The sequence below is a fragment of the Pedobacter paludisoli genome (genome assembly GCF_052344095.1).
Lineage (GTDB): Bacteria > Bacteroidota > Bacteroidia > Sphingobacteriales > Sphingobacteriaceae > Pedobacter.
Map to the genome: position 1 here is coordinate 3,815,044 of NZ_CP179926.1, position 20,725 is coordinate 3,835,768.

Annotated in this window: 21 protein-coding genes and 2 tRNA genes; 6 read left to right on the forward strand and 17 right to left on the reverse strand. The window is 38.0% G+C overall.

Features of this window, described 5'->3' with window-relative positions; all coding sequences use genetic code 11:
- The first annotated feature begins 12 nt into the window (after positions 1 to 12).
- Positions 13 to 2,121, forward strand: a complete 2,109-nt coding sequence (feoB, locus tag ACJVDK_RS15665; protein ID WP_443937606.1) for a ferrous iron transport protein B — start codon at positions 13 to 15, stop codon at positions 2,119 to 2,121.
- A 90-nt stretch (positions 2,122 to 2,211) separates the two neighbouring features.
- Here the strand turns inward: feoB and ACJVDK_RS15670 are convergent, their stop codons facing one another.
- Positions 2,212 to 2,688, reverse strand: a complete 477-nt coding sequence (locus ACJVDK_RS15670) for an Lrp/AsnC ligand binding domain-containing protein (RefSeq protein ID WP_443937607.1) — start codon at positions 2,686 to 2,688, stop codon at positions 2,212 to 2,214.
- Positions 2,689 to 2,846: 158 nt separating this feature from the next.
- On the opposite strand from ACJVDK_RS15670, the gene ACJVDK_RS15675 reads away from it, so the two are divergent.
- The 3 genes from ACJVDK_RS15675 to ACJVDK_RS15685 all read left to right on the forward strand — a co-directional run bounded on the left by ACJVDK_RS15675 (position 2,847) and on the right by ACJVDK_RS15685 (position 4,273).
- Positions 2,847 to 2,954 (forward strand) — tRNA-Asp (locus tag ACJVDK_RS15675).
- A 28-nt stretch (positions 2,955 to 2,982) separates the two neighbouring features.
- Positions 2,983 to 3,126, forward strand: a tRNA-Asp gene (locus ACJVDK_RS15680).
- Between the two features lie 124 nt (positions 3,127 to 3,250).
- The gene (locus ACJVDK_RS15685; RefSeq protein ID WP_443937608.1) at positions 3,251 to 4,273 is read left to right on the forward strand and encodes a LacI family DNA-binding transcriptional regulator; all 1,023 of its coding nucleotides are present in this window, start codon (positions 3,251 to 3,253) and stop codon (positions 4,271 to 4,273) included.
- Between the two features lie 62 nt (positions 4,274 to 4,335).
- Here the strand turns inward: ACJVDK_RS15685 and frr are convergent, their stop codons facing one another.
- From frr to nagA, 4 genes are all read right to left on the reverse strand, one after another.
- The gene (gene frr, locus ACJVDK_RS15690) at positions 4,336 to 4,899 is read right to left on the reverse strand and encodes a ribosome recycling factor (protein WP_443937609.1); all 564 of its coding nucleotides are present in this window, start codon (positions 4,897 to 4,899) and stop codon (positions 4,336 to 4,338) included.
- Positions 4,900 to 4,936: 37 nt separating this feature from the next.
- Complete coding sequence (gene pyrH, locus ACJVDK_RS15695; protein ID WP_443937610.1) at positions 4,937 to 5,641, reverse strand: UMP kinase; 705 nt, start codon at positions 5,639 to 5,641, stop codon at positions 4,937 to 4,939.
- 284 nt (positions 5,642 to 5,925) lie between these two features.
- Positions 5,926 to 6,891 (reverse strand): MBL fold metallo-hydrolase, encoded by a 966-nt coding sequence (locus ACJVDK_RS15700; RefSeq protein ID WP_443937611.1) that lies wholly within the window; start codon positions 6,889 to 6,891, stop codon positions 5,926 to 5,928.
- Positions 6,875 to 7,966 (reverse strand): N-acetylglucosamine-6-phosphate deacetylase, encoded by a 1,092-nt coding sequence (gene nagA / locus ACJVDK_RS15705; RefSeq protein ID WP_443937612.1) that lies wholly within the window; start codon positions 7,964 to 7,966, stop codon positions 6,875 to 6,877. Before nagA ends, ACJVDK_RS15700 begins: the two co-directional genes overlap by 17 nt.
- Before the next feature lie 88 nt (positions 7,967 to 8,054).
- On the opposite strand from nagA, the gene ACJVDK_RS15710 reads away from it, so the two are divergent.
- Positions 8,055 to 9,266, forward strand: coding sequence for a metallophosphoesterase (locus ACJVDK_RS15710; protein ID WP_443937613.1), 1,212 nt, complete (start codon positions 8,055 to 8,057; stop codon positions 9,264 to 9,266).
- Positions 9,267 to 9,325: 59 nt separating this feature from the next.
- Here the strand turns inward: ACJVDK_RS15710 and tsf are convergent, their stop codons facing one another.
- The 6 genes from tsf to pnuC all read right to left on the reverse strand — a co-directional run bounded on the left by tsf (position 9,326) and on the right by pnuC (position 13,617).
- A complete protein-coding gene (gene tsf / locus ACJVDK_RS15715; RefSeq protein WP_443937614.1) occupies positions 9,326 to 10,171 on the reverse strand; it encodes a translation elongation factor Ts in 846 nt (281 codons plus the stop codon).
- A 128-nt stretch (positions 10,172 to 10,299) separates the two neighbouring features.
- Complete coding sequence (gene rpsB, locus ACJVDK_RS15720) at positions 10,300 to 11,133, reverse strand: 30S ribosomal protein S2 (protein ID WP_443937615.1); 834 nt, start codon at positions 11,131 to 11,133, stop codon at positions 10,300 to 10,302.
- Between the two features lie 18 nt (positions 11,134 to 11,151).
- Positions 11,152 to 11,538, reverse strand: a complete 387-nt coding sequence (rpsI, locus tag ACJVDK_RS15725) for a 30S ribosomal protein S9 (RefSeq protein ID WP_443937616.1) — start codon at positions 11,536 to 11,538, stop codon at positions 11,152 to 11,154.
- 3 nt (positions 11,539 to 11,541) lie between these two features.
- Complete coding sequence (rplM, locus tag ACJVDK_RS15730) at positions 11,542 to 11,985, reverse strand: 50S ribosomal protein L13 (protein ID WP_443937617.1); 444 nt, start codon at positions 11,983 to 11,985, stop codon at positions 11,542 to 11,544.
- A 239-nt stretch (positions 11,986 to 12,224) separates the two neighbouring features.
- The gene (locus ACJVDK_RS15735; RefSeq protein ID WP_443937618.1) at positions 12,225 to 12,833 is read right to left on the reverse strand and encodes a hypothetical protein; all 609 of its coding nucleotides are present in this window, start codon (positions 12,831 to 12,833) and stop codon (positions 12,225 to 12,227) included.
- A 118-nt stretch (positions 12,834 to 12,951) separates the two neighbouring features.
- Positions 12,952 to 13,617 carry a nicotinamide riboside transporter PnuC gene (gene pnuC, locus ACJVDK_RS15740; RefSeq protein WP_443937619.1) on the reverse strand — a complete coding sequence of 222 codons (666 nt, stop codon included), beginning with the start codon at positions 13,615 to 13,617 and terminating at the stop codon, positions 12,952 to 12,954.
- A gap of 135 nt (positions 13,618 to 13,752) precedes the next feature.
- On the opposite strand from pnuC, the gene ACJVDK_RS15745 reads away from it, so the two are divergent.
- On the forward strand, positions 13,753 to 14,835 hold the full coding sequence (locus ACJVDK_RS15745; protein ID WP_443937620.1) for a mechanosensitive ion channel family protein: 1,083 nt from the start codon (positions 13,753 to 13,755) through the stop codon (positions 14,833 to 14,835).
- Between the two features lie 37 nt (positions 14,836 to 14,872).
- Here the strand turns inward: ACJVDK_RS15745 and ACJVDK_RS15750 are convergent, their stop codons facing one another.
- From ACJVDK_RS15750 to tnpA, 6 genes are all read right to left on the reverse strand, one after another.
- On the reverse strand, positions 14,873 to 17,164 hold the full coding sequence (locus ACJVDK_RS15750; protein WP_443937621.1) for a Tex family protein: 2,292 nt from the start codon (positions 17,162 to 17,164) through the stop codon (positions 14,873 to 14,875).
- Between the two features lie 217 nt (positions 17,165 to 17,381).
- Positions 17,382 to 17,957: a pentapeptide repeat-containing protein gene (locus ACJVDK_RS15755; protein WP_443937622.1), complete on the reverse strand. Its 576-nt coding sequence runs from the start codon at positions 17,955 to 17,957 to the stop codon at positions 17,382 to 17,384.
- Positions 17,958 to 18,113: 156 nt separating this feature from the next.
- A complete protein-coding gene (locus ACJVDK_RS15760; RefSeq protein WP_443937623.1) occupies positions 18,114 to 19,100 on the reverse strand; it encodes a pyruvate dehydrogenase complex E1 component subunit beta in 987 nt (328 codons plus the stop codon).
- Positions 19,101 to 19,260: 160 nt separating this feature from the next.
- Positions 19,261 to 19,614 (reverse strand): bleomycin resistance protein, encoded by a 354-nt coding sequence (locus tag ACJVDK_RS15765; protein WP_443937624.1) that lies wholly within the window; start codon positions 19,612 to 19,614, stop codon positions 19,261 to 19,263.
- Between the two features lie 4 nt (positions 19,615 to 19,618).
- Positions 19,619 to 20,176: a GNAT family N-acetyltransferase gene (locus tag ACJVDK_RS15770; protein WP_443937625.1), complete on the reverse strand. Its 558-nt coding sequence runs from the start codon at positions 20,174 to 20,176 to the stop codon at positions 19,619 to 19,621.
- 2 nt (positions 20,177 to 20,178) lie between these two features.
- A complete protein-coding gene (tnpA, locus tag ACJVDK_RS15775) occupies positions 20,179 to 20,613 on the reverse strand; it encodes an IS200/IS605 family transposase (RefSeq protein WP_443937626.1) in 435 nt (144 codons plus the stop codon).
- Between the last annotated feature and the right edge of the window lie 112 nt (positions 20,614 to 20,725).

Sequence of the window (20,725 nt, forward strand, 5' to 3'; positions counted from 1 at the left end):
ATAATTGCGGGTTTGAATAGTAAAGTTGCATTAGTTGGAAATCCCAATACCGGAAAATCTACACTTTTTAATCGTTTAACGGGGTTAAATCAGAAAATAGGGAATTTCCCAGGTATAACAGTCGATAAGAAAGTAGGTCATGCAAAATTAGCAGAAGGCTATGAGGCAGAAATAGTTGATTTACCTGGAACCTATAGTTTATATCCAAAAAGTAAAGATGAAAGTATCGTATTTCAGGTACTAGCAGACAAGGGAAATTCTAGCTATCCCGACATCATTGTTTTGGTTACAGACGCATCTAATTTGAAGCGTAATTTGCTTTTATATTCGCAAGTAGCCGATTTGGGTATCCCGATGATTCTGGCCTTGAATATGGTCGATCTTTCTGCCAAACAAGGTATTGAAGTAGATGCCGATAAATTAGCTGAGAAATTAGGAATTCAAGTAGTTCCTATTTCTGCACGGAGTAACTTTGGTATCGATACATTAAAGAAAGCAATTGCAAATACTACTAAAATAGCTACTCAAGTACAAGAAGTTGACGTACACTTCTTAGCACCCGATGCAATTAATGCAATTAAACAAAAGTTAAATACACCCAATGATTATTATGCCTTGCAAGTACTGCATCAGCATGAATTTTTAACTTTCTTTACCGAGCAGGAGCAACAAGAAATAGAAGAAATAGAGCAATCGCATCAGTTTGAATCAGCTAAAATTCAAGCCGCGGAAACCATTGCTCGTTATAAATACCTCAGTGCAATTATTGCCGATGTGGTAAAAGTAGCGCCTGCACAAGATAAACATCGTACAGAAAATAAATTAGATGCTGTTTTAACGCATAAAGTATGGGGCTTTGCCATATTTTTGCTGGTGCTTTTTGTTATTTTTAATGCCATTTTTGCGTGGTCGGCTTATCCAATGGATTGGATTGAACTGGGCTTTGCTTGGTTAACCGAAACAGGTCACGCTTATTTACCCGAAGGAATGTTAACCAATTTAGTGTTGGATGGTGTGGTAGCCGGTTTAGGTGGTATTTTCGTATTCATCCCCCAAATTGCTATACTCTTTGCCTTTATTTCCATTTTAGAAGATACGGGCTACATGGCTCGGGTAACCTTTATGATGGATAAATTGATGCGAAAAGTAGGCTTGAATGGAAAATCAGTTGTTCCCATGATTGGTGGTTTGGCTTGTGCGGTTCCTTCCATCATGGCCGCGCGAAACATTGAAAATTGGAAAGACAGAATGATTACCATCATGGTAACGCCTTTGATAAGTTGTTCGGCTCGTTTACCTGTTTACATTTTGCTGATATCGATTATTATCCCCGCCAAAACCGTTTATGGATTTATTAATATGCAAGGCTTAGCCCTCATGTTAATGTACCTAATTAGCTTTGTTGCTGCGATTGTGGTGGCTTGGGTAATGAAAGTATTAATTAAAACCAAAGAGCGTTCATATTTTATAATGGAATTGCCCGTATACCGCATGCCTAGATGGAAGAATGTGTTATATACCATGTATGAAAAATCAAAAACGTTTGTGGTAGAGGCCGGTAAAGTGATCATCGCCATATCGATTATTTTATGGGTGCTAGCTTCGTATGGCCCTGGTAATCGATTTGATAAAATTGATCAAAAATATGCTTCAGCATTGGCTGATACTACTCAGGATACGAAACACGTGGAAACTTTAATTGCAAATGAGAAATTGGAAAATTCTTACGTGGGATTATTGGGACACTTCATCGAACCTGCTATTCGTCCTTTGGGCTACGATTGGAAAATTGGAATTGGTTTAATTACCTCTTTTGCTGCACGTGAAGCCTTTGTAGGTACAATGGCAACCATTTACAGTGTGGATGGTGGAGATGAAGATACGGGTACCTTGAGGGCTCGTATGGAGGCTTCTGTGAATAGCACGACCGGTTTGCCCGTGTATACCTTTGCTACAGGAGTTTCATTGATGTTATTTTATGCTTTTGCCATGCAATGCATGAGCACGGTTGCAATTGTGTACCGCGAAACAAAAGGATGGAAATGGCCAATCATACAGTTAGCCTACATGACAGCGATGGCATACATTGCAGCGCTAATTGCTTATCAACTTTTAAAATAAGACCTTCAGTAGAAAAGGTGAAGCATTAAATCCCTGATTAAAATTTAAGGCTTCACACTTTAATGTCTATAAACGTCTTTACTTTTCCCATTAACCCAGTTCAATTTGTCGTTTGATACTTTCTTCTAATGAAATAAGGGTTTCAGTACGTTGAATGCCAGCAACTGCTTGAATTTCTTCGTTTAGCACATGGCGTAAATGATTAGTGTCTCGACAAATTATTTTGGCAAACATGCTATAGGACCCGGTGGTATAGTGTAATTCTACCACTTCTTTAATCTTGCTTAATTGCGCCACAGCATCTTTATACTGAATTCCCTTTTCAAGGTAAATACCTAAAAAGGCGCAAATATCGTATCCGGCTTTTTGAGGGTCGATAATTAAATGCGAACCTTTGATAATACCCATTTCGTGAAGCTTTTTCATGCGCACGTGAATAGTTCCCCCCGAAACAATTAGATCTTTTGCTATTTCTGTGTAGGGTTTTGTCGCATCCTGCATTAATTGTTTTAGAATGTCAATGTCTAGGTTGTCAATTTCTAAATTGGAATTGTCTTTTTTAAGCATATTTTTTAATTATGATAAACGAAATTATTAAAATTTATCAATATTACAAAAATAAAATTAAATGTTTAGAATATTTGCAAGGTATTTATGATTCCATTACATTTGTATCAAGCAAAACGAAAAAAGGAACGTTCTTTAACATTTGCTAAACAATATACTGTAGGGTGGTGAAACAGGCAGACACACCTCCTTGTCTCGGTGGCGGAGAATATGGAAAACCAGCAATGGCTAACCACTCCTTGAAGGTTCGATTCCTTCCCCTACAGCACTTTAGATAATACTAAAGTTTTATACTGTTGGGTGGTGAAATTGGCAGACACGCCTCCTTGTCTCGGTGGTGGGGAATAATGGGATAAACGCAGTTTATTGGGTTGACCACAATTAATTTATTGAACTGTAGCTAACTACCCCTTGAAGGTTCGACTCCTTCCCCAACAGCATTTTTTATGAATAATAAGTTAGTTAATTGAGCAGTCCCGGATGGGCTGCTCTTTTTAGTTTTATTCATTCGCGATTTTAATTATTATTGTATACATCTATTATTTGTCGCGAATTCCCTACTATGAAAAAGAAAATCCTGTTAAAAGACCTTGCAAATAGATTAAATATGTCTATCACAACGATATCCTTTGTTGTTAACGGGAGAGCAAGAGAGAAAAATATCAGCGATGCAACTATTAAGCGTGTACTTGATTTAGTGCATGAGCTCGAGTATCAACCCAATACCCTGGCCACTAGTTTACGTACCGGTAAGACCAAAACTTTGGGTTTCTTGGTAGACGATATTTCAGAACCTTTTTTTTCGGGGATAGCCCGATTTATTGATGAAAAGGCAGCTGAGATGGGGTATAAAATTCTATTTAGCAGTACTCGAAATGATACTAAAAAGGGAAAAGAATTGCTCCAAATTTTTCAGGATAGGCATGTGGATGGTTATATTATTGCTTTGCCTGTTGGTTTGGAACGCGATATTGAGTTGTTAATTGAAACAGGTGTTCCGGTGGTGCTTTTTGATCGTTATGTACCCGGATTAAAATCGGATTACGTGATAATAGATAACCATGCTGCCGTTTTGAATGCTACGCAACACCTAATTAACAATGGGTATATAAACATTGCTTTCGTGACTGCTTTTACAGAGCAACAGCAGATGATTGATCGCATGAATGGGTATTTGAGCGCAATGGAGCAAAAGGGGCTTAAATCGACTGTAATAACGATCGATTATGGCGTAGAAAAAAGTGGGCAACAACAAGTTACCGATGCTTTATGGGGCGATGAAAAGTATGATGCTGTAATTTTTGCGGCTAATTATATTTGTCTCGATGGTTTACGTGCCTTTAGAGATGCCGGAAAAGATATTTATAAAGATTTGGCCGTTCTGTCTTTTGATGATTTTGAACTTTTATCTTTTAGCCGTCCTGCGGTAACAGCCGTGGCACAGCCGCTTGAAGAAATTGCGGAAAATGTGATGAAGATTATGATGAGCCGCTTGCATGAAAAGGATGTTCCACATGGTAACAAGCAAATTGTATTGCCAGCCAATTTAATTGTGAGAGGTTCTAGCCTAGTGAAAAATAAGTAAAAGAAAAGGGAGCAACTATTTTGTAATTACTCCCTTTTGCTTGTGTTTATCGTATGAATTCCTTAAACGGTCATTACGTCTTTTTCTTTTGCTTCAGCGTGTTTATCGACTTTTACGATATACGCATCAGTTAATTTTTGTACTTCAGCTTCACCGGTTTTAATTTCATCATCAGAAACGCCTTCACCTTTTAATTTTTGAATTTTAGTGTTGGCATCTTTGCGGATGTTACGAACGGTAATTTTACCGCGTTCTGCTTCTTCTTTTACTTTTTTAACCAACTCTCTTCTGCGTTCCTCTGTTAAAGGTGGTACCACTAAACGGATTACAATACCGTCATTTTGTGGGTTGATACCAATATTTGCTACTTGAATAGCTTTTTCAATTGCGCCTAAGAGCGATTTTTCCCAAGGTTGAATTACAATTGTTCGCGCATCAGGAGTGTTTATGCTTGCTACTTGAGACAAAGCTGTTTGCGATCCATAATAATCAACAAAAATGCCGTCTAACATTCCCGCCGAAGCTTTACCCGCTCTAATTTTTGTTAATTCAGCTTCACAATGATCGATAGCCTTATCCATTGAAGATTGGGCATCCATTAATTGTAATTGTATGAGTTCGTTCATAATGTATGTATTTCTACAAAAGTATAATTTTCTGTTATTATTTCACTAAGGTTCCGATGGCTTCGCCTTGTGCAATTTTCATGAAATTACCGGTTTTATTCATGTCGAAAACGATAATTGGTAATTTGTTTTCTTCGCAAAGTGTAAAGGCTGTCATATCCATTACGTTTAAGCCTTTTGCGTACACTTCTTTAAAGCCAATTTCGTCGTAACGCGTTGCAGTTGGGTCTTTTTCTGGGTCGGCGGTGTAAATGCCATCTACACGTGTACCTTTTAATACTGCATCGGCTTTTATTTCAATAGCGCGTAAGGCTGCGGCAGAATCGGTAGTAAAGTAAGGGTTCCCTGTTCCTGCACCAAAAATAACCACACGGCCTTTCTCCAAGTGACGTACAGCTCTTCTACGAATAAATGGTTCGCAAATTTGTTCCATTTTAATGGCTGTTAACAAGCGGGTCTTTAAACCAACTTTTTCAAGCGCATCTTGTAGAGCCATCGAGTTGATTACAGTTGCTAACATCCCCATATAGTCGGCTTGTGCACGATCCATTCCACTTTTTTCGGCGCTTAAACCTCTAAAAATGTTGCCGCCACCAATCACAATGGCTATTTGTAGACCTTTATCGTGAACTGCTTTAATGTCTTCAGCGTATTGCTGAACTCGCTCATTATCAATACCGTATTGTTTTTCGCCCATCAGCGATTCGCCGCTGAGCTTAAGTAGGATGCGCTTGTATTTCATGACTCCAAAAATATTAACATTTTTTTAATACCGAACTATGCTTTTGCACAAATGATATAAATTTTTTGTTTTAAGGTGAATATTTCTCTAGTTTTTACGTTTTTCTCTGTTTTACATCGAATCTTATCTTTTGAACTTTGCAGGAACAGGCTGATTGGAAAAGCTACTGCCTTTGTAATCTAAACCTGAGTGTAGTGAACACGTAGCCTTAAGGTTATAGCTTGGCCAGCGGAGTAAAGCGGAAGGCGGGACTGCTGTAGCCATGAAAATGCAGCGTTGTTTTTCTATTTTAGTGAAATTACTTTCGCTTGCTGAGGATAAATCAATTGATAATTTTCGGTATTCCCTTCTGCTAATTCTTTTTGTATTTCCTTTTCTTTACTTAGCGGTGGTTTGCGGTGCGTAATGATAATTTGGACCTTCTTTAAGGCGTCGGCTCCGGTTAATGCGCTTAGATTTTTTAATTCTTCGAAAAATAGTTTTGGTGTTAAGTGGCCAAATAATTGATTTTCGGGCTGTGTGTTGGGGAATGAGACTTCTAAGAAGAGCGCTTTTAGCTCGCCTGAAGCAATAATTGGTGCTACTTTTTGCCACAACTGCTGCAGTTTGGTCGATTTTTCGATGCGGTCAGCTCCGGTGTCGCCTAAATACAGGAGATAGTTATTTTGCGATTGAAGTAAGAATGCGGTGCTTTGGTACGGGTTTACATGGCTAAGGGGAAATGCCGTAGCTTGTAGATTGGTATTTGCAAGGGGATGAGGTTTTTGCTCTTGTAAGGGCACGTAGGTGTATTTGCCAATCGCGGGTTTTTCGCCTTCGTTGGCAAAATTTGCCCAAGCATCCCAGGTGAAATATTTTTCTTTTAAAATTTTAATGACTGATGGGAGTGCGTAAATGTTTTTGTTGGTGTCGGCGGGAGAATTAATAATTAAGCCTGCAAGATGGTCGAGGTGGGCATGAGAGATGAGGTAACCTTTGATGTATTTTCGCTCCACGCTTTCCGGGGTACCATGAAATAATTTACGGTCGATGGCTTTTTTAAGACCGGCATGAATGGTTCCGGCATCAAGCGCAATGTATTGTTCTGAACCGTTAGCGGCGACTAAATAGGAAGATAGGTTGCTTTCATCGTCTCCACCTTTTACTCCCAAAGGGATAATTTTAAAGGCTGGTTTTTGGGCTAGGCTAGGCACGAAGTTTATGCAAAGAAATGCGAGTAGGATACAGCTGAATTTATATAGTTTGGCCATTGAATATAATTTTTTGGATGTGAAGGTTTTGGTCGAGCAGGACTAAGTTGGCTTGATGGTTTTGGGTGATAGTGCCAGTTAAATGGTCAATTCCAATAAGCTCTGCAGGATATTGAGTAGCCATTTTGAGTGCTTCCGGCAAGGAAATATCGCAATGATGAACGCAATTTTTTACGGCTTGTAACATGGTAAGCGAGGAGCCTGATAAGGTTCCATCTGGCATCACAAATTTTTCGCCTTTTAATTGATGTTGGTAGGGGCCGGTTGCGCATTCTGTTACTGCATCGGTAATTAGAAAAAGCCGTTCTTTTAGAAGCTTTTTGCTGAATTTTACTACTTCGTAACTTACATGTTCATTGTCGACAATGATGCTTGCTTTAGCGGTTGGGTGGTTGTAAAGCGCAGTAGGAATGCCTGGTTGACGGTGATGAATAGGACTCATGGCATTGAATAGGTGTGTGGTACTCTGAATGCCTTGGTTATATGCTGCGGTAGCTTGTTCGTAGCTGGCGTCGCTATGGCCTAATGATAACACCACTTGATGGTCAAGCAAATACCGAATTACAGCATCGTCTTGAAGTTCTGGTGCTAGGGTCATCATTTTTATGGAGCCATCTCCAAAATCGAGCAGTTCCTTTATTTCGTCGAGTGTGGCTTTTCTAATGAAATTTTCAATATGGGCACCTCTCCGTTTTGGGTTTAAAAAAGGACCTTCTAGATGTAAGCCTAAGCAATTTTTGGCGTTTTTAGCATGCTCTTTTACTGTTTGAATGCAGGTGTTAAATACTTCAGGTGTATTGGTGGCTAGGCAAATTAAGAATCCAGTGGTTCCATTTTTCAATAGCTCATTTTCAATAATGGTTAAGGATTCTATTGTTGGATCTGCGGAAAATAGCCGACCTGCTGCACCATAAATTTGCAAATCTATGAAACCGGGAACGGTTAAGGTATCGCTTTGTGCGCCATAATCGGTGGTTTTGATTGCTGAAATAAGCCCTTTATCGATGCTGATATCGACAGCATTTATGAGTTGGTTGTCTTGAAAATAGGAGGTGTTGGAAATTACAGAAAGCATGGCAAACGTTTGAGTAATTTTAGTCTTACAATATCAAAGTTACGTATTGTAGCGATATATTTGATTGGCACGATAAATTAAAATAGAAATGATTGATAATCAACATAGCAGAAGAAATTTTCTTAGAGCAGGTGTTACATTGGGTGCAGCAACACTTGCAGCGCCATCTCTTGCCTTTGCGAATTTAGCTGATGCACAAAATGACGCGGAATTTAAGGTTGTAGTAGGACCGTATCTTCAAACGAATTTTAATAATTCGATGACTGTATTGTGGCTGACCAATAAAAATGCGGCAGGTTGGGTAGAGTTCGGGGAAGACCCAAATAATTTGAATCGTAAAGCATATGGTAAGTCGGAATTGGGTTTAATGCCCGCTAATACAAAGTTAAATGTTGTTTCACTTAGCAATTTAAAAGCGGGACAAAAGTACTTTTACAGGGTGGTATCAAAAGAGATTAAGGACTTTCAACCTTACAAATTGACCTATGGTGCGGTGCAGCATAGCGAAGTTGAACATTTTGTGAATGCAAATGTTGCAAAGAGTGAAATTTCTTTTCTGATGATGAATGATATTCACGATCGGCCAGAATCTATTCCTTTTTTGTTGAATATTGCCCCGAAGGAGGCATACGACTTTGTGTTTTTTAATGGCGATATTTTTGACTATCAAACGGATGAGCAGCAAATAATCGATCATATGTTAGCTCCTTGTGTAAATACTTTTGCTAAAAACACACCATTTATTTATGTACGGGGAAATCACGAAACGCGAGGTAAGTTTGCGCGCGAGTTTGCGCAATATTTTATGCATGTGGGGTTTACTGCTTTTACACTAGGACCCGTTCGCTTTGTGGTGATTGATACAGGGGAAGATAAAGAAGATACGCATCCGGTTTATGCCGGCATTGTTGATTTTGATGAATATAGGGTGCAGCAAGCAGGATGGCTTAAGGAGGAAATTAATTCCAAGGCCTTTAAGAAAGCTGCTTTTCGCGTCGTGCTGATGCACATTCCTCCCCGTTTCTCTGGCGATGCCCATGGGCCAAAACATTGTACGGAAGTATTTGAGCCGTTATTGAATGAAGGGAAAGTTGATTTGGTTTTAAGCGGACATACCCACAAGTACATGGTGCATCAGGCGAACGAAAGTTTTAACAAATATCCGCTGATTATTGGCGGAGGTCCTCAAAAAGGAAATAGAACCATTACACAGTTGAAAGCGACTACAAATTTATTGGAAGTAACCATGCTCGACGATTCAGGCAAGGAGGTTGGGAAATTCTCGACCGCTAAAAAGTAATGGGCATTAAAAAACCGGTTAACACATGTGTTAACCGGTTTTTTAATTTATTTGTAAGCTTACGCGCCTAATTGAACACGTTTGAAAGCTGAAACAGTTAAGCCTTTAGATGTGTTATCTAAAAATTTACGTACATCGATAGAGCTATCTTTAACAAATTCTTGGTTTAATAAAGTGCTGTCTTTGTAAAATTTATTCAATTTACCTTGAGCAATTTTTTCTACCATTTCTTCTGGTTTGCCTTCTTGGCGGATAACATCTTTTGCAATTTCGATTTCACGCTCGATAGTAGCAGGATCTACACCGTCTTTATCAACAGCAACTGGGTTCATTGCTGCAATTTGCATCGCAACATCTTTACCAGCCTCAGTAATATCAGCGCCATTAGCACCAGCGAATACTACTAAAACGCCCATTTTACCGTTTGAGTGGATATAAGAAACAATTTTCTCACCAGTGATGTTAGCATACTCTTGGATAACGATTTTTTCGCCGATTTTACCAGTTAATTCAGTAATTGTTTCAGCTACTGTACGTCCATCTTCTAAGGTAATTGCTGATAATTCTTCAACTGAAGCAGGGTTGTTAGCAACCGCTGCAGCTAAAACAGCTTGCGCTAGGTTACGGAAATCTTCAACTTTAGAAACTGGCTCAGTTTCACAGGCTAAAGCGATTAATTTACCATTTGTTCCATCTTCTGAAACTTGGATTAATACTTGACCTTCAGAAGTAGCATTACCAGAACGAGCTGCTGATACTTTTTGACCTTTTTTGCGCAATAAATCAACAGCTGCTTCGAAATCGCCGTTAGCTTCAACTAAAGCTTTTTTGCAATCCATCATACCAGCGCCTGTTTGTTGACGCAATTTGTTTACATCTGCTGCAGAAATTTGAACTGTAGACATTTTATTTCTTTTTTAAATTTAAAAATCTTGTTATAACAATTACAGGTTACAAGTTACAAGCAGCAAGTTAAACCTATATTAAGTTAACTTAAAACCTGAAACCAGTAACCTGCAATTAAAAAATATTACTATTCTTCTGTTTTAGTTTCTTCTGTAGAAGCACCTTCAACTTCAGCAGTTACTTTTTTAGCACGTTTTGGCTCTTTAACCTCCGGTGCATCAGCAGCAGCTTTAGCAGCTACAGCTTCTTTTTCTGCTTCGTCGTCTTTTTCGCGTTTACGTTCTTCTAAACCTTCTTCAATAGCTTTGATAATTACATCAGTAATTAAAGCAATTGATTTAGTAGCATCGTCATTCGAAGGAATTGGGAAATCGATGTTAGAAGGATCAGAGTTTGTATCAACCATCGCAAAAGTAGGGATGTTTAATTTTAACGCTTCTGTTACTGCGATGTGCTCTTTCTTAACGTCGATTAAGAATAATGCTGCAGGTAAACGGTTTAAATCAGCGATACCACCTAAAAGTGACTCTAATTTAATACGCTCACGTTGAATCATTAAACGCTCTTTTTTAGAAAGAATCGAATAAGTACCGTCTTTAGTCATTTTATCGATGTTAGCCATCTTTTTGATTGACTTACGTACAGTAGCAAAGTTTGTTAACATACCACCTAACCAACGCTCGGTTACGAAAGGCATGTTTACTTTTTTAGCTTGCTCAGCTACGATTCCTTTAGCTTGTTTTTTTGTTGATACAAATAATACTTTACGCCCTGATTTTACGATTTGTTTAATCGCAGCCGCAGCTTCTTCAGTTTTAGTTAAAGTTTTATTTAAATCTATGATGTGAATTCCATTACGCTCCATGAAAATGTAAGGAGCCATTTTTGGATTCCATTTACGGGTAAGGTGACCAAAGTGTACACCTGCATCCAATAAGTCTTGATAAGTTGTTCTTGCCATTGTCTTTGCCTCCTGTGATTAACGTTTACTGAATTGGAATTTCTTACGGGCTTTAGCACGTCCTGGTTTTTTACGCTCAACCATACGCATATCACGCGTCATTAAGCCTTTCGCACGTAAAGCAGGTTTTTTCTCCGCATCTAGTTCAACAATCGCTTTAGCAATAGCTAAACGAACAGCTTCCGCTTGTCCTTTAATTCCACCACCTTGAACGTTTACAGTGATATCATAACGACCTGTAAGTTCAGTAACTTCTAAACTTTGGTTAACAATATATTGTAAAGGTAATGTTGGGAAATATACTTTGTGATCTTTACCGTTAACGGTAATTGCGCCAGCACCATCTTTTAAGTAGATACGTGCTACAGCTGTTTTTCTTCTTCCTGAAGTGTTAGTAACTGACATTTCTTAAAGTTTAATGGTTTTTGGAGATTGAGCAGCATGCGGATGAGTTTCACCAGCATACACAAAAAGGTTTGTGTATAATTTTTTGCCCAATTTAGTTTTCGGTAACATACCACGTACCGCTTTTTCAATTACACGTGTTGGATGTTTCGCCATTAACTCTTTTGGAGAGATAAAACGTTGACCACCTGGATAACCAGTATATGAAACATATTCTTTTTCACTGAATTTGTTTCCTGTCAATTTAACCTTGTCTGCGTTGATAACAATTACATTATCACCACAATCTACGTGTGGGGTGTACTCAGGCTTGTTTTTACCACGGATGATCATAGCGATCTTCGATGACAAGCGCCCCAAAATCTCGCCTTGTGCATCAACAACAATCCACTGTTTGTTAACAGTTTTAGCATTGGCCGAGACAGTTTTGTAACTTAACGTATTCACTTGCTTGTATTTAATTTATTAAACAATTTATTATTCCCATTAAAATTGGGACTGCAAAGATAGGTAGAATACTTTTATTATCAAATAGTTGATTGAAAAAATATTAAGTATTTTAGGGATTCCTATTCAAGGAATGCATGATTAGAAGATTATGCGCTTGCAACATGCGGCAATCTATCTAAAAAAACACCAACCTATCAGCCATTAAGCTAATAGGTTGGTGTGCTTGGAGCAATAGTTTATAAAAATTGAATGTTTTGAACAAGGTAGGCTGAACCGAATTTTTGTGGATCGTGCGTAACCGTTGCTTTTATCGAGGTCCATTTTGGTTGTTTTATGGTAGAACTTTCTCGTATCTCTTTTGCATGTAACCAAATCTCTTCTAGTTGATTTTTAATTGCATCACTAGTATACGTAAGTTGAATTTTATCAGGGACAAAGTAATAGTTGGCGTCTTTTTTGGATATTTGGATAGTGGGCCCTCCAACTACATAGCTATAAATTAACTGAATTTCGAACGTAGTATTTCCTTTGTAAGCTTCTTTTGAAACTATATTTAAAAAGTCGTACCAATAAGAAGGACCATCTTGGGGAGGATTTTCTTCGTGATGGAAACGTGCTTTAACGCGGTAGGAATATCCTGGCTGTCTATCTGAAAAGCCCGCAAGTGCGGTGTAGGTTATTTCGTTTTTGGGTAACAAGATTAGTGGATCGTTAGTAGAATTATATTTATGGTCCACTAATAGTTCAACAACTTGTCCATTTTTAAGATTATCTGGACCGATTAATTTATCCTTTGAACAAGAAAATAAACAAATTGTGCAGAGAAGGAGGAAAGAAAATTTCATAGTTTCAGCTTTAGTTTAATTTCTATGGTAAACGAGTAAAAGAGTAAAAACGCTACTGAATCAGTTATTTATATGTAAAAATAATTGGTTTTTTATTTTTTGATGCATCATCTTCTTTTTAAAGGATGTTTTTAGGATAACTTTTATATTCCCGTATCCAATTCCAAAGGGCGAAAGCGGCAATAATTGTAAAGATGAAATATTCAACGCCAAAAAACTTGGCTCCTTTTAAGAAGTATAAATAGGTTGCCACAACATCAATTATCAACCAAATAATCCAACATTCTATTCTTTTTTCAATCATCAAAAAGGTTGTTATGATACTCATTACCAGTATAAACGAATCCACAAAAGGGTAGGCGCTAGGTAAATTGAAAAGCAAGGGAAACCAGTTGTGTAACTGGCTGGCCAATGCGCCTATTAAACATGTTCCGAGCACACCTAGCGCTATCATTAATAGAAATTGTTTACGCGGCATAAAACTAACTTTAAGTTGTCTTTTACGGTCTTCTTCTTCCGGATTTGGATTTGCCCAGCGCCACCACCCCATTATATTGGTAACGAAAAAGAAAATCATTAAAAACATATCGGGGTAAAGCTGTATTTGATAATAGAAAAAGGCCGAAAGAAATACATTTACAAGACCAATTGGCCAACTCCAAATATTAGCCTTGGCAGATAATAGTACGGCAATGAGTCCGGTTATAACTGAAAAAAATTCAATGTAACTCATCGGATAATCGAAAACGGTAAAGAAAAGATTGTTTTTGTTGAAGAATTCCATTTGCTTTATGTTAAAATAGGATGCACGAATGTACTTAATTTATAGTGCTACATTTTTCTTTCATAAACAAAATACTCAATAGCGTGTTAATCATATAACATCCCTCATCCTCAATGTTAACCAACAAATTTTAAGATGTCTTATTTAGATCAGATTTTTGGCTTTCCTATTCCGGTTTTTCTTAAAAATGTAATCATAGCCACATTGGCTGTTTTATTAGGCGTTTTAGTAAAGTTCATTGTTCATAAAGTATTTGTGGCTTTATCGCGCTGGTGGAATTTTATCCTCATAACCTCCACTATAAAACACTTAAAAAATCCTATTGCGATATTTATTCCCATCGTATTTTTCAATTTCTCTATAGAAATAATGTCGCTCTCTGCTAGCATAAGAGTGCATTTAGAGAAGATTATGGAAGTAGCTTTAACCATAATCTTAGCTGTCATCTTAATTAGGATAATTAATGTTCTAGAAGACTATTTTTATTTCAAGTACGATTTAAACAAAGAAGATAATTTAAAAGAACGGAAGATTCGAACCCAAATGCAATTTGTTCGGAAATTTATAGTCACCGTTATTATTTTACTAACAGCAGCAGTCATTCTACTCAGTTTCGAGAGTATGCGTAAAATCGGCGCCGGGTTATTAACCGGCGTTGGTATAGGGGGAATTATTATCGGCTTTGCTGCTCAAAAATCACTTGGAAATTTACTTGCTGGTTTTCAAATTGCCTTTACGCAGCCCATTCGAATAGACGATGTGTTAATTGTAGAAGGAGAGTGGGGAAAGGTAGAAGAAATTACACTCACTTATGTTGTTATTAATATATGGGATCAAAGAAGGTTAATATTGCCCATTACTTATTTTATAGAAAAGCCTTTTCAAAACTGGACACGGGTTTCGGCAGAATTGCTGGGAACGGTTTTTTTGTATCTCGATTATACCATCCCCATAGAGCCGCTTCGTCAAGAACTAACTAGGCTACTTAGCAATAATCCATTATGGGATACACGGGTAAATGTGGTACAAGTAACCGATAGCACGAAAGATGGTTCAATAGAAGTTCGCTTTTTAATGAGTGCTTCAAACTCGTCAAAAGCATTTGATTTGCGTTGTGATGTTCGCGAAGCAATGATAACATTCATTCAAACCAATTACCCTGAAAGCTTGCCGAAGAAAAGAATGGAGTGGAAAGATAATGTAATACGCAATCAATAAAAAAACCTTAACCAAAATTGGCTAAGGTTCTAATTTCTTATTTAAACATTCCTTTAAGTTTGGCTAATTTTTCTTGCAAATCGCCGTCGGCATCTTTTGGCTCGTTACGCGGTTTGAAGTTTTGTTTTGAGTTATTCGATTTGAAATCTTGTTTAGGTCTTTCATCTCTGTTCTTTCTGATTTGGTCTTTCGGCTTATTGCTTTCTTCCGTTTTCATCGATAATGAAATCCGTTTACGGGCAACATCTACTTCTACTACGGTAACTTCTACTTTTTGATGCACTTTTACAACATCATTCGGATTTGCTACAAAACGATTAGCCAATTGACTGGTATGTACCAAACCGTCTTGGTGAACGCCAATATCCACAAAAGCACCAAAATTGGTAATGTTGGTTACAATACCAGATAATTTCATGCCTGCGCGTAAGTCAGAAATTTCGTTTACGCCATCGGTGAAGCTGAATGCTTCAAACTGTTCACGTGGATCGCGACCCGGTTTTGCTAATTCTTTTAAAATATCGTTTAAGGTTGGTAAACCAATCTCGTCGGTAACATATTGTTGGGGTTTAATTTGTTTTTGCAAGTCTGTATCTTTCATTAAAGCGGCAACCGTTGTACCCAAATCTTGCGCCATTTTATCAACCAGGGCGTAACGTTCAGGGTGAACTCCGCTGGTATCTAGCACATTTTCGGCATTACGGATACGCAAGAAACCTGCTGCTTGTTCATATGCTTTATCGCCCAAACGTGGAACTTTTTTCAAGCTTTCACGGTTTTTAAAAGCACCATGCGTGTTTCTGTAATCAACAATGTTTTGTGCCAAAGAAGGACCTAAACCTGAAACATACGCTAAAATTTGTTTAGAGGCAGTGTTCAATTCTACCCCAACGGCATTCACAGCGCTAATTACCGTGTCATCTAAGCTTGCCTGCAATTTAGTTTGGTCTACATCGTGTTGGTATTGTCCAACGCCAATAGATTTCGGGTCAATTTTTACTAGCTCGGCCAATGGATCCATTAAACGGCGACCAATAGAAACGGCACCACGAACGGTTACATCGTGAGTTGGAAATTCTTCTCGAGCCACTTCTGATGCTGAATAAATCGATGCACCACTTTCATTTACCATCACAATGGTTACGCCAGGGATATTCAGTTTACGAACAAACGTTTCCGTTTCTCTTCCGGCGGTTCCGTTGCCAATAGCAATGGCTTCTATGTCGTGTTTTTTGCAAAGTTGTTCTATTTCGTATTCTGCATTTTTTACGTTTCCTTGTCCTGTGTGTGGATAGATGGCTGTATTTTCTAATAATTGCCCCTGTTTATCCAAGCAAACTACTTTACAGCCGGTACGGAAACCTGGGTCGATGGCTAACACATTTTTTTGTCCCATTGGGGCGGCCAATAACAACTGGCGTGCATTTTCTGCGAATACGCGAATGGCTTCTTCATCAGCTTTTTGTTTGCTGCTTACACGAAGCTCGGTTTCCATGGCTGGTTCAAGCAAACGCTTATAGCCGTCTTCAAGTGCTTGTTGTACTTGTTTTGATGCGGCATTGTTGCCTAAAATAAATTGACGTTCTAGTAGTTCAATTGCACCTTCGGATTCAGGTAATGCATCTAAGCGTAAAATGAGTTCTTTTTCGCCACGGCGCATGGCCAATACACGGTGCGAGGCAGCCGTTTTTACGGGTTCGCTCCAGTCAAAGTAATCTTTGTATTTGATGCCTTCCTCTTCTTTCCCTTTGATTACTTCGGCTTTAAATGTGGCTTTTTCTTGAAAGTACTCACGCATTTTGGTTCTCGCTTCGGCATTTTCCGAAATCATTTCGGCAATAATGTCGCGAGCCCCCGCCAAGGCCTCTTCTAATGAGTTCACGCCTTTTTCGGCATCGATAAAAGTTTCTGCTAAGGCATCTAAATCAAATTTGTTCTGCTCAAAGATGTTCAATGCCAGGGGCTCCAATCCTTTTTCTTTGGCTACCGAAGCACGCGTTTTACGTTTCGGTTTGTAAGGCAGGTAAATATCTTCTAAAAGCGCAATGGTTTGTGCTTCGTTAATTTTTAGTTCAAGCTCTGGTGTTAGTTTTCCGAGTTCGGTCATCGATTTTAAGATGGCTTCACGGCGTTTATCTAAATCGCGCAATTGTTGCACACGATCACGAATAGCTGCCACTTGAACTTCGTCTAAACTTCCGGTTACTTCTTTTCGGTACCGCGATATAAAGGGTACGGTTGCGCCTTCATCTAATAGGTTGATGGTGGCTGTAACTTGTTTTTCGGCAACGTTCAGTTCCGCTGCAATTATTTTATGGTGTGCTAGCATCGCGTTTATTTTCGTTTTATTGGGGAGGCAAATTTAATGAGCTTTTATAAGAATAAACGATTTTTAAAATGAAGTTTTGAACATCTTTACGAGAAATTCTTGATAATTATTTTTGGAAAAGCAGGAGTTTGCTTAGGAACTGGGCTATAAACCTCATAGGTTTTAAAACCTATGAGGTTTATAGAGTAGGCTTTTCTATAGGCACTGTACTAACAAATTAATCAACTACTTGGATGTCGTATTTGTGCAAAAGACCCGCCAAGCCTGATTTTGAAAATTTTGCTTTTTTTATTCGATTGGTATCTGGATCTATGGAGTAGTTGTAGGCAGTGCTGAAATCTACTTTTTCTAAAATTGTTCGATCAAAGGTGGCGCTGAGTAAATCGCAGTGGTCGAAAACAGCATTTGCCATATCGCAGGCTGAAAAATCAACTTCATGTAATTGGGTGTTTGTGAAAATGGTTTTTTTGAGTTTTAGCTTATAAAAGGACGAATGGTCTAATTTGCAGGTATCAAAATGGAAAGCCAAACCGAAATCGTTGCAGGTTTCGAAACGGATTCCAAGCATTTTGCAATCTCTAAAACTAACGTCGTTGAAGGAGGTTTTGGTCAAGTTTGCCAAACTCAAGTTACATGAAGTAAATACACAATCAAGGAATTTTACACTGCTTAAATCGGAATTGGCGAAGTTACAGTTTATAAATTTACAGTTTTCGTATTCGGCTTTTGGTAATGCTCTTAAAGTAAAATCTTCTTTGTTGAATGTTTGCTCAGCTACGTAATTTCCAGACATAAAATGCTAATTTTTGTTAGAGCGAAGATAAAAATTATCGTCCGATATTTAGGGTTAGGTAAAAACCTCATAAGTTTTTAAAACCTATGAGGTTTATAAAAAAAAATCCTCCAAGCTTGTGCTCAGAGGATTTATATGTTTGAAAATATGAACGTCTTATTTCGTTGCGTACATTACTTCTTTTACAGCTTTAATTACTTTTTCAGCATTTGGTAAGCTGGCAGCGATTAAGGTTGGTGAATATGGAAGTGGTACATCGGCACATGTAATACGTAAAACAGGTGCATCTAAGTAATCGAATGCTTGTTTTTGTACCATGAAGGCAATTTCACTTGAAATAGATGCCAATGGCCATGCTTCTTCTACCACTACTAAGCGGTTTGTTTTCTTAACAGATTCAATGATGGTTGCATAATCGATTGGACGTACAGTACGTAAATCGATTACTTCCACATTAATTCCTTCTTTTGTTAATTCTTCTACGGCTGGGTTTACTACGCGGGTTAACATTTTACCGAAAGTTACGATGGTTACATCAGTACCTTGTTTGGTAACGTTAGCTTTGCCTAGCTCAATGTAATATTCTTCAGCAGGTACATCGCCTTTATCGCCATACATTACTTCCGATTCCATGAAAATTACTGGATCTGGATCAATGATTGATTGTTTTAACAAACCTTTTGCTTCGTAAGGAGTTGAAGGCACTACTACTTTTAATCCTGGTGTGTTTGCATACCAGTTTTCGAAGTTTTGAGAGTGTTGTGCACCTAATTGGCCTGCGTTACCTGTTGGGCCACGGAAAACCATTGGGCATGAGAACTGACCACCGCTCATAGATAAAATTTTAGCAGCACCATTGATGATTTGGTCGATGGCTACTAATGAGAAGTTAAAGGTCATGAACTCTACAATTGGAATTAAGCCAGCGGTTGCTGCACCTGTAGCGATACCGGCAAAGCCTAACTCGGCAATTGGGGTGTCGATAATTCTTTTAGCGCCAAATTCATCAAGCATGCCTTGACTTACTTTATACGCTCCATTATATTCTGCTACTTCTTCACCTAATAAAAAAACGCGGTCATCTTTACGCATTTCTTCGCTCATGGCTTCGCGAAGTGCTTCTCTAAATTGGATTTCTCTCATTGTATTTTTAACTAACGAGCGCAAATATAATTATTATTGGCTTTGATTAAAATGATTGAGAGATTTTAATCGAAATTACTGTATAATTAAGCACCGACTTAACGGAGTTTTTACATAAGATGCACAATTATAGGGTTTAGTGCCGTGTTTTCTGCCTTTGTTATGCTTCATCTAAATTTTCTCCAAAATGAATGATGTTTCCGTTGTTATCTAAAATTGAAAATTGGCGCATTTCCCAAGGCATATCTTTTAGTTCGCCGTTTGGATGGATAACATTTTGAGCTTTATATTCGGCGTAAAGTTTATCAACCTCCGTTACATTTACATAACAGCCCGTATTTTTAGGAACTGTTTCGTCGTTCGTTGGCCAAAGATGAATGTATAGCCCATCTTTTTCGAATATTAAATAGCCATCCCAATTGTTTTGGAATGTGAAACCGAGCTTTTTGGTGTAAAATTTAATGGTTTCGTCGGCATTTAGTGAGGCTAGGATAGGTATGGCGTAATTGAACATGGTGTTAATTATTTGGGTTTAACAATCCGTAAATTTCAGTATCTAAAAACTGTCCGTTAAAATAATAGCTTTCTTTTAAATAGGCTTCTTTAATAAAATGGTGTTTGAGCAAAACGTGTCGCGATGCATCGTTGTTTGGATTTATGTTGGCTTGGATGCTGTGCAATTTCATGCTTTCGAAACCAAATTGAATGGTTGCTTTTAAGGCTTCCGAGATGTATCCTTTTCTCCAGTAATCGGGATGGAGTTGGTAACCAACTTCTGCACGGTAATTTGCCAAATCTAATCGCCAAAAGCCAATGGAACCAATCATTTTTTGTGGTTCTTCTTTGAGCGACATTACCCAGGCTAAATTTTCAGATTCCCGGAAACCTTCGTTGAAACGGGTAATAAATTGCTTGATGTCAAATATATCATTCGGGCGCTCTCTATCTATGTATTGCATTACTTCCGGATTGGTGCGCAATGCAAAAAGGGCTTCAGCATCTTGTAAAGTATGTTCTCGAAGGAGCAATCGTTCGGTTTCTAATACTGGAAATTGAGCGAAATTTAGTTTAAGCATGATTATTCTTTTGGTATCTCAAATTTAAATTTATTGGCGTATTCTTCTACCTCTTGAATAAATGTTTTTTTTGAATGATGAGTCTCTTGATTTTTGATGTAATTGGTCACAATTTCTACTTTTGATTCACTTACCGAGTTTGCAAAATAATCGTCTTGCCACATAAAAGTTCCATCAACCAGTTTGTTCTTATTTATCCAATAAGCCGATTCACCCTTTATTAGTTGAGCAACTTTGCTGATGCTTTGCTCCCTTCCTAAAGATATTAAACAATGCAAGTGTTCGGTATAGCCGTTCACCGCTTTTAAGTAAATAGATTTCTTTTTACAGTTTTCGATGATATGATTTTGAAGCTGATAACGGATGTTTTTTGTTAAATAGGGATGCCGATTTTTTGTTGAGAACACCAAGTGTACCCAAATTCTTACATACGACATAGTTTATAATTTGGCTAAAGCCGAATATACTGATTTATTTTTATCGTCGGCTAAAGCCGACGTCAAAAATTAAAAGCCATGCTAATAATTGGATTTGACGACGATAATTAAA

Excerpts from the sequence above, each read along its gene's own strand:
- ACJVDK_RS15670 (WP_443937607.1), bottom strand. The coding sequence starts at position 2,688 with ATGCTTAAAAAAGACAATTCCAATTTAGAAATTGACAACCTAGACATT.
- ACJVDK_RS15685 (WP_443937608.1), top strand. The coding sequence starts at position 3,251 with ATGAAAAAGAAAATCCTGTTAAAAGACCTTGCAAATAGATTAAATATG.
- frr (WP_443937609.1), bottom strand. The coding sequence starts at position 4,899 with ATGAACGAACTCATACAATTACAATTAATGGATGCCCAATCTTCAATG.
- pyrH (WP_443937610.1), bottom strand. The coding sequence starts at position 5,641 with ATGAAATACAAGCGCATCCTACTTAAGCTCAGCGGCGAATCGCTGATG.
- ACJVDK_RS15700 (WP_443937611.1), bottom strand. The coding sequence starts at position 6,891 with ATGGCCAAACTATATAAATTCAGCTGTATCCTACTCGCATTTCTTTGC.
- nagA (WP_443937612.1), bottom strand. The coding sequence starts at position 7,966 with ATGCTTTCTGTAATTTCCAACACCTCCTATTTTCAAGACAACCAACTC.
- ACJVDK_RS15710 (WP_443937613.1), top strand. The coding sequence starts at position 8,055 with ATGATTGATAATCAACATAGCAGAAGAAATTTTCTTAGAGCAGGTGTT.
- tsf (WP_443937614.1), bottom strand. The coding sequence starts at position 10,171 with ATGTCTACAGTTCAAATTTCTGCAGCAGATGTAAACAAATTGCGTCAA.
- rpsB (WP_443937615.1), bottom strand. The coding sequence starts at position 11,133 with ATGGCAAGAACAACTTATCAAGACTTATTGGATGCAGGTGTACACTTT.
- rpsI (WP_443937616.1), bottom strand. The coding sequence starts at position 11,538 with ATGTCAGTTACTAACACTTCAGGAAGAAGAAAAACAGCTGTAGCACGT.
- ACJVDK_RS15735 (WP_443937618.1), bottom strand. The coding sequence starts at position 12,833 with ATGAAATTTTCTTTCCTCCTTCTCTGCACAATTTGTTTATTTTCTTGT.
- pnuC (WP_443937619.1), bottom strand. The coding sequence starts at position 13,617 with ATGGAATTCTTCAACAAAAACAATCTTTTCTTTACCGTTTTCGATTAT.
- ACJVDK_RS15745 (WP_443937620.1), top strand. The coding sequence starts at position 13,753 with ATGTCTTATTTAGATCAGATTTTTGGCTTTCCTATTCCGGTTTTTCTT.
- ACJVDK_RS15750 (WP_443937621.1), bottom strand. The coding sequence starts at position 17,164 with ATGCTAGCACACCATAAAATAATTGCAGCGGAACTGAACGTTGCCGAA.
- ACJVDK_RS15755 (WP_443937622.1), bottom strand. The coding sequence starts at position 17,957 with ATGTCTGGAAATTACGTAGCTGAGCAAACATTCAACAAAGAAGATTTT.
- ACJVDK_RS15760 (WP_443937623.1), bottom strand. The coding sequence starts at position 19,100 with ATGAGAGAAATCCAATTTAGAGAAGCACTTCGCGAAGCCATGAGCGAA.
- ACJVDK_RS15765 (WP_443937624.1), bottom strand. The coding sequence starts at position 19,614 with ATGTTCAATTACGCCATACCTATCCTAGCCTCACTAAATGCCGACGAA.
- ACJVDK_RS15770 (WP_443937625.1), bottom strand. The coding sequence starts at position 20,176 with ATGCTTAAACTAAATTTCGCTCAATTTCCAGTATTAGAAACCGAACGA.
- tnpA (WP_443937626.1), bottom strand. The coding sequence starts at position 20,613 with ATGTCGTATGTAAGAATTTGGGTACACTTGGTGTTCTCAACAAAAAAT.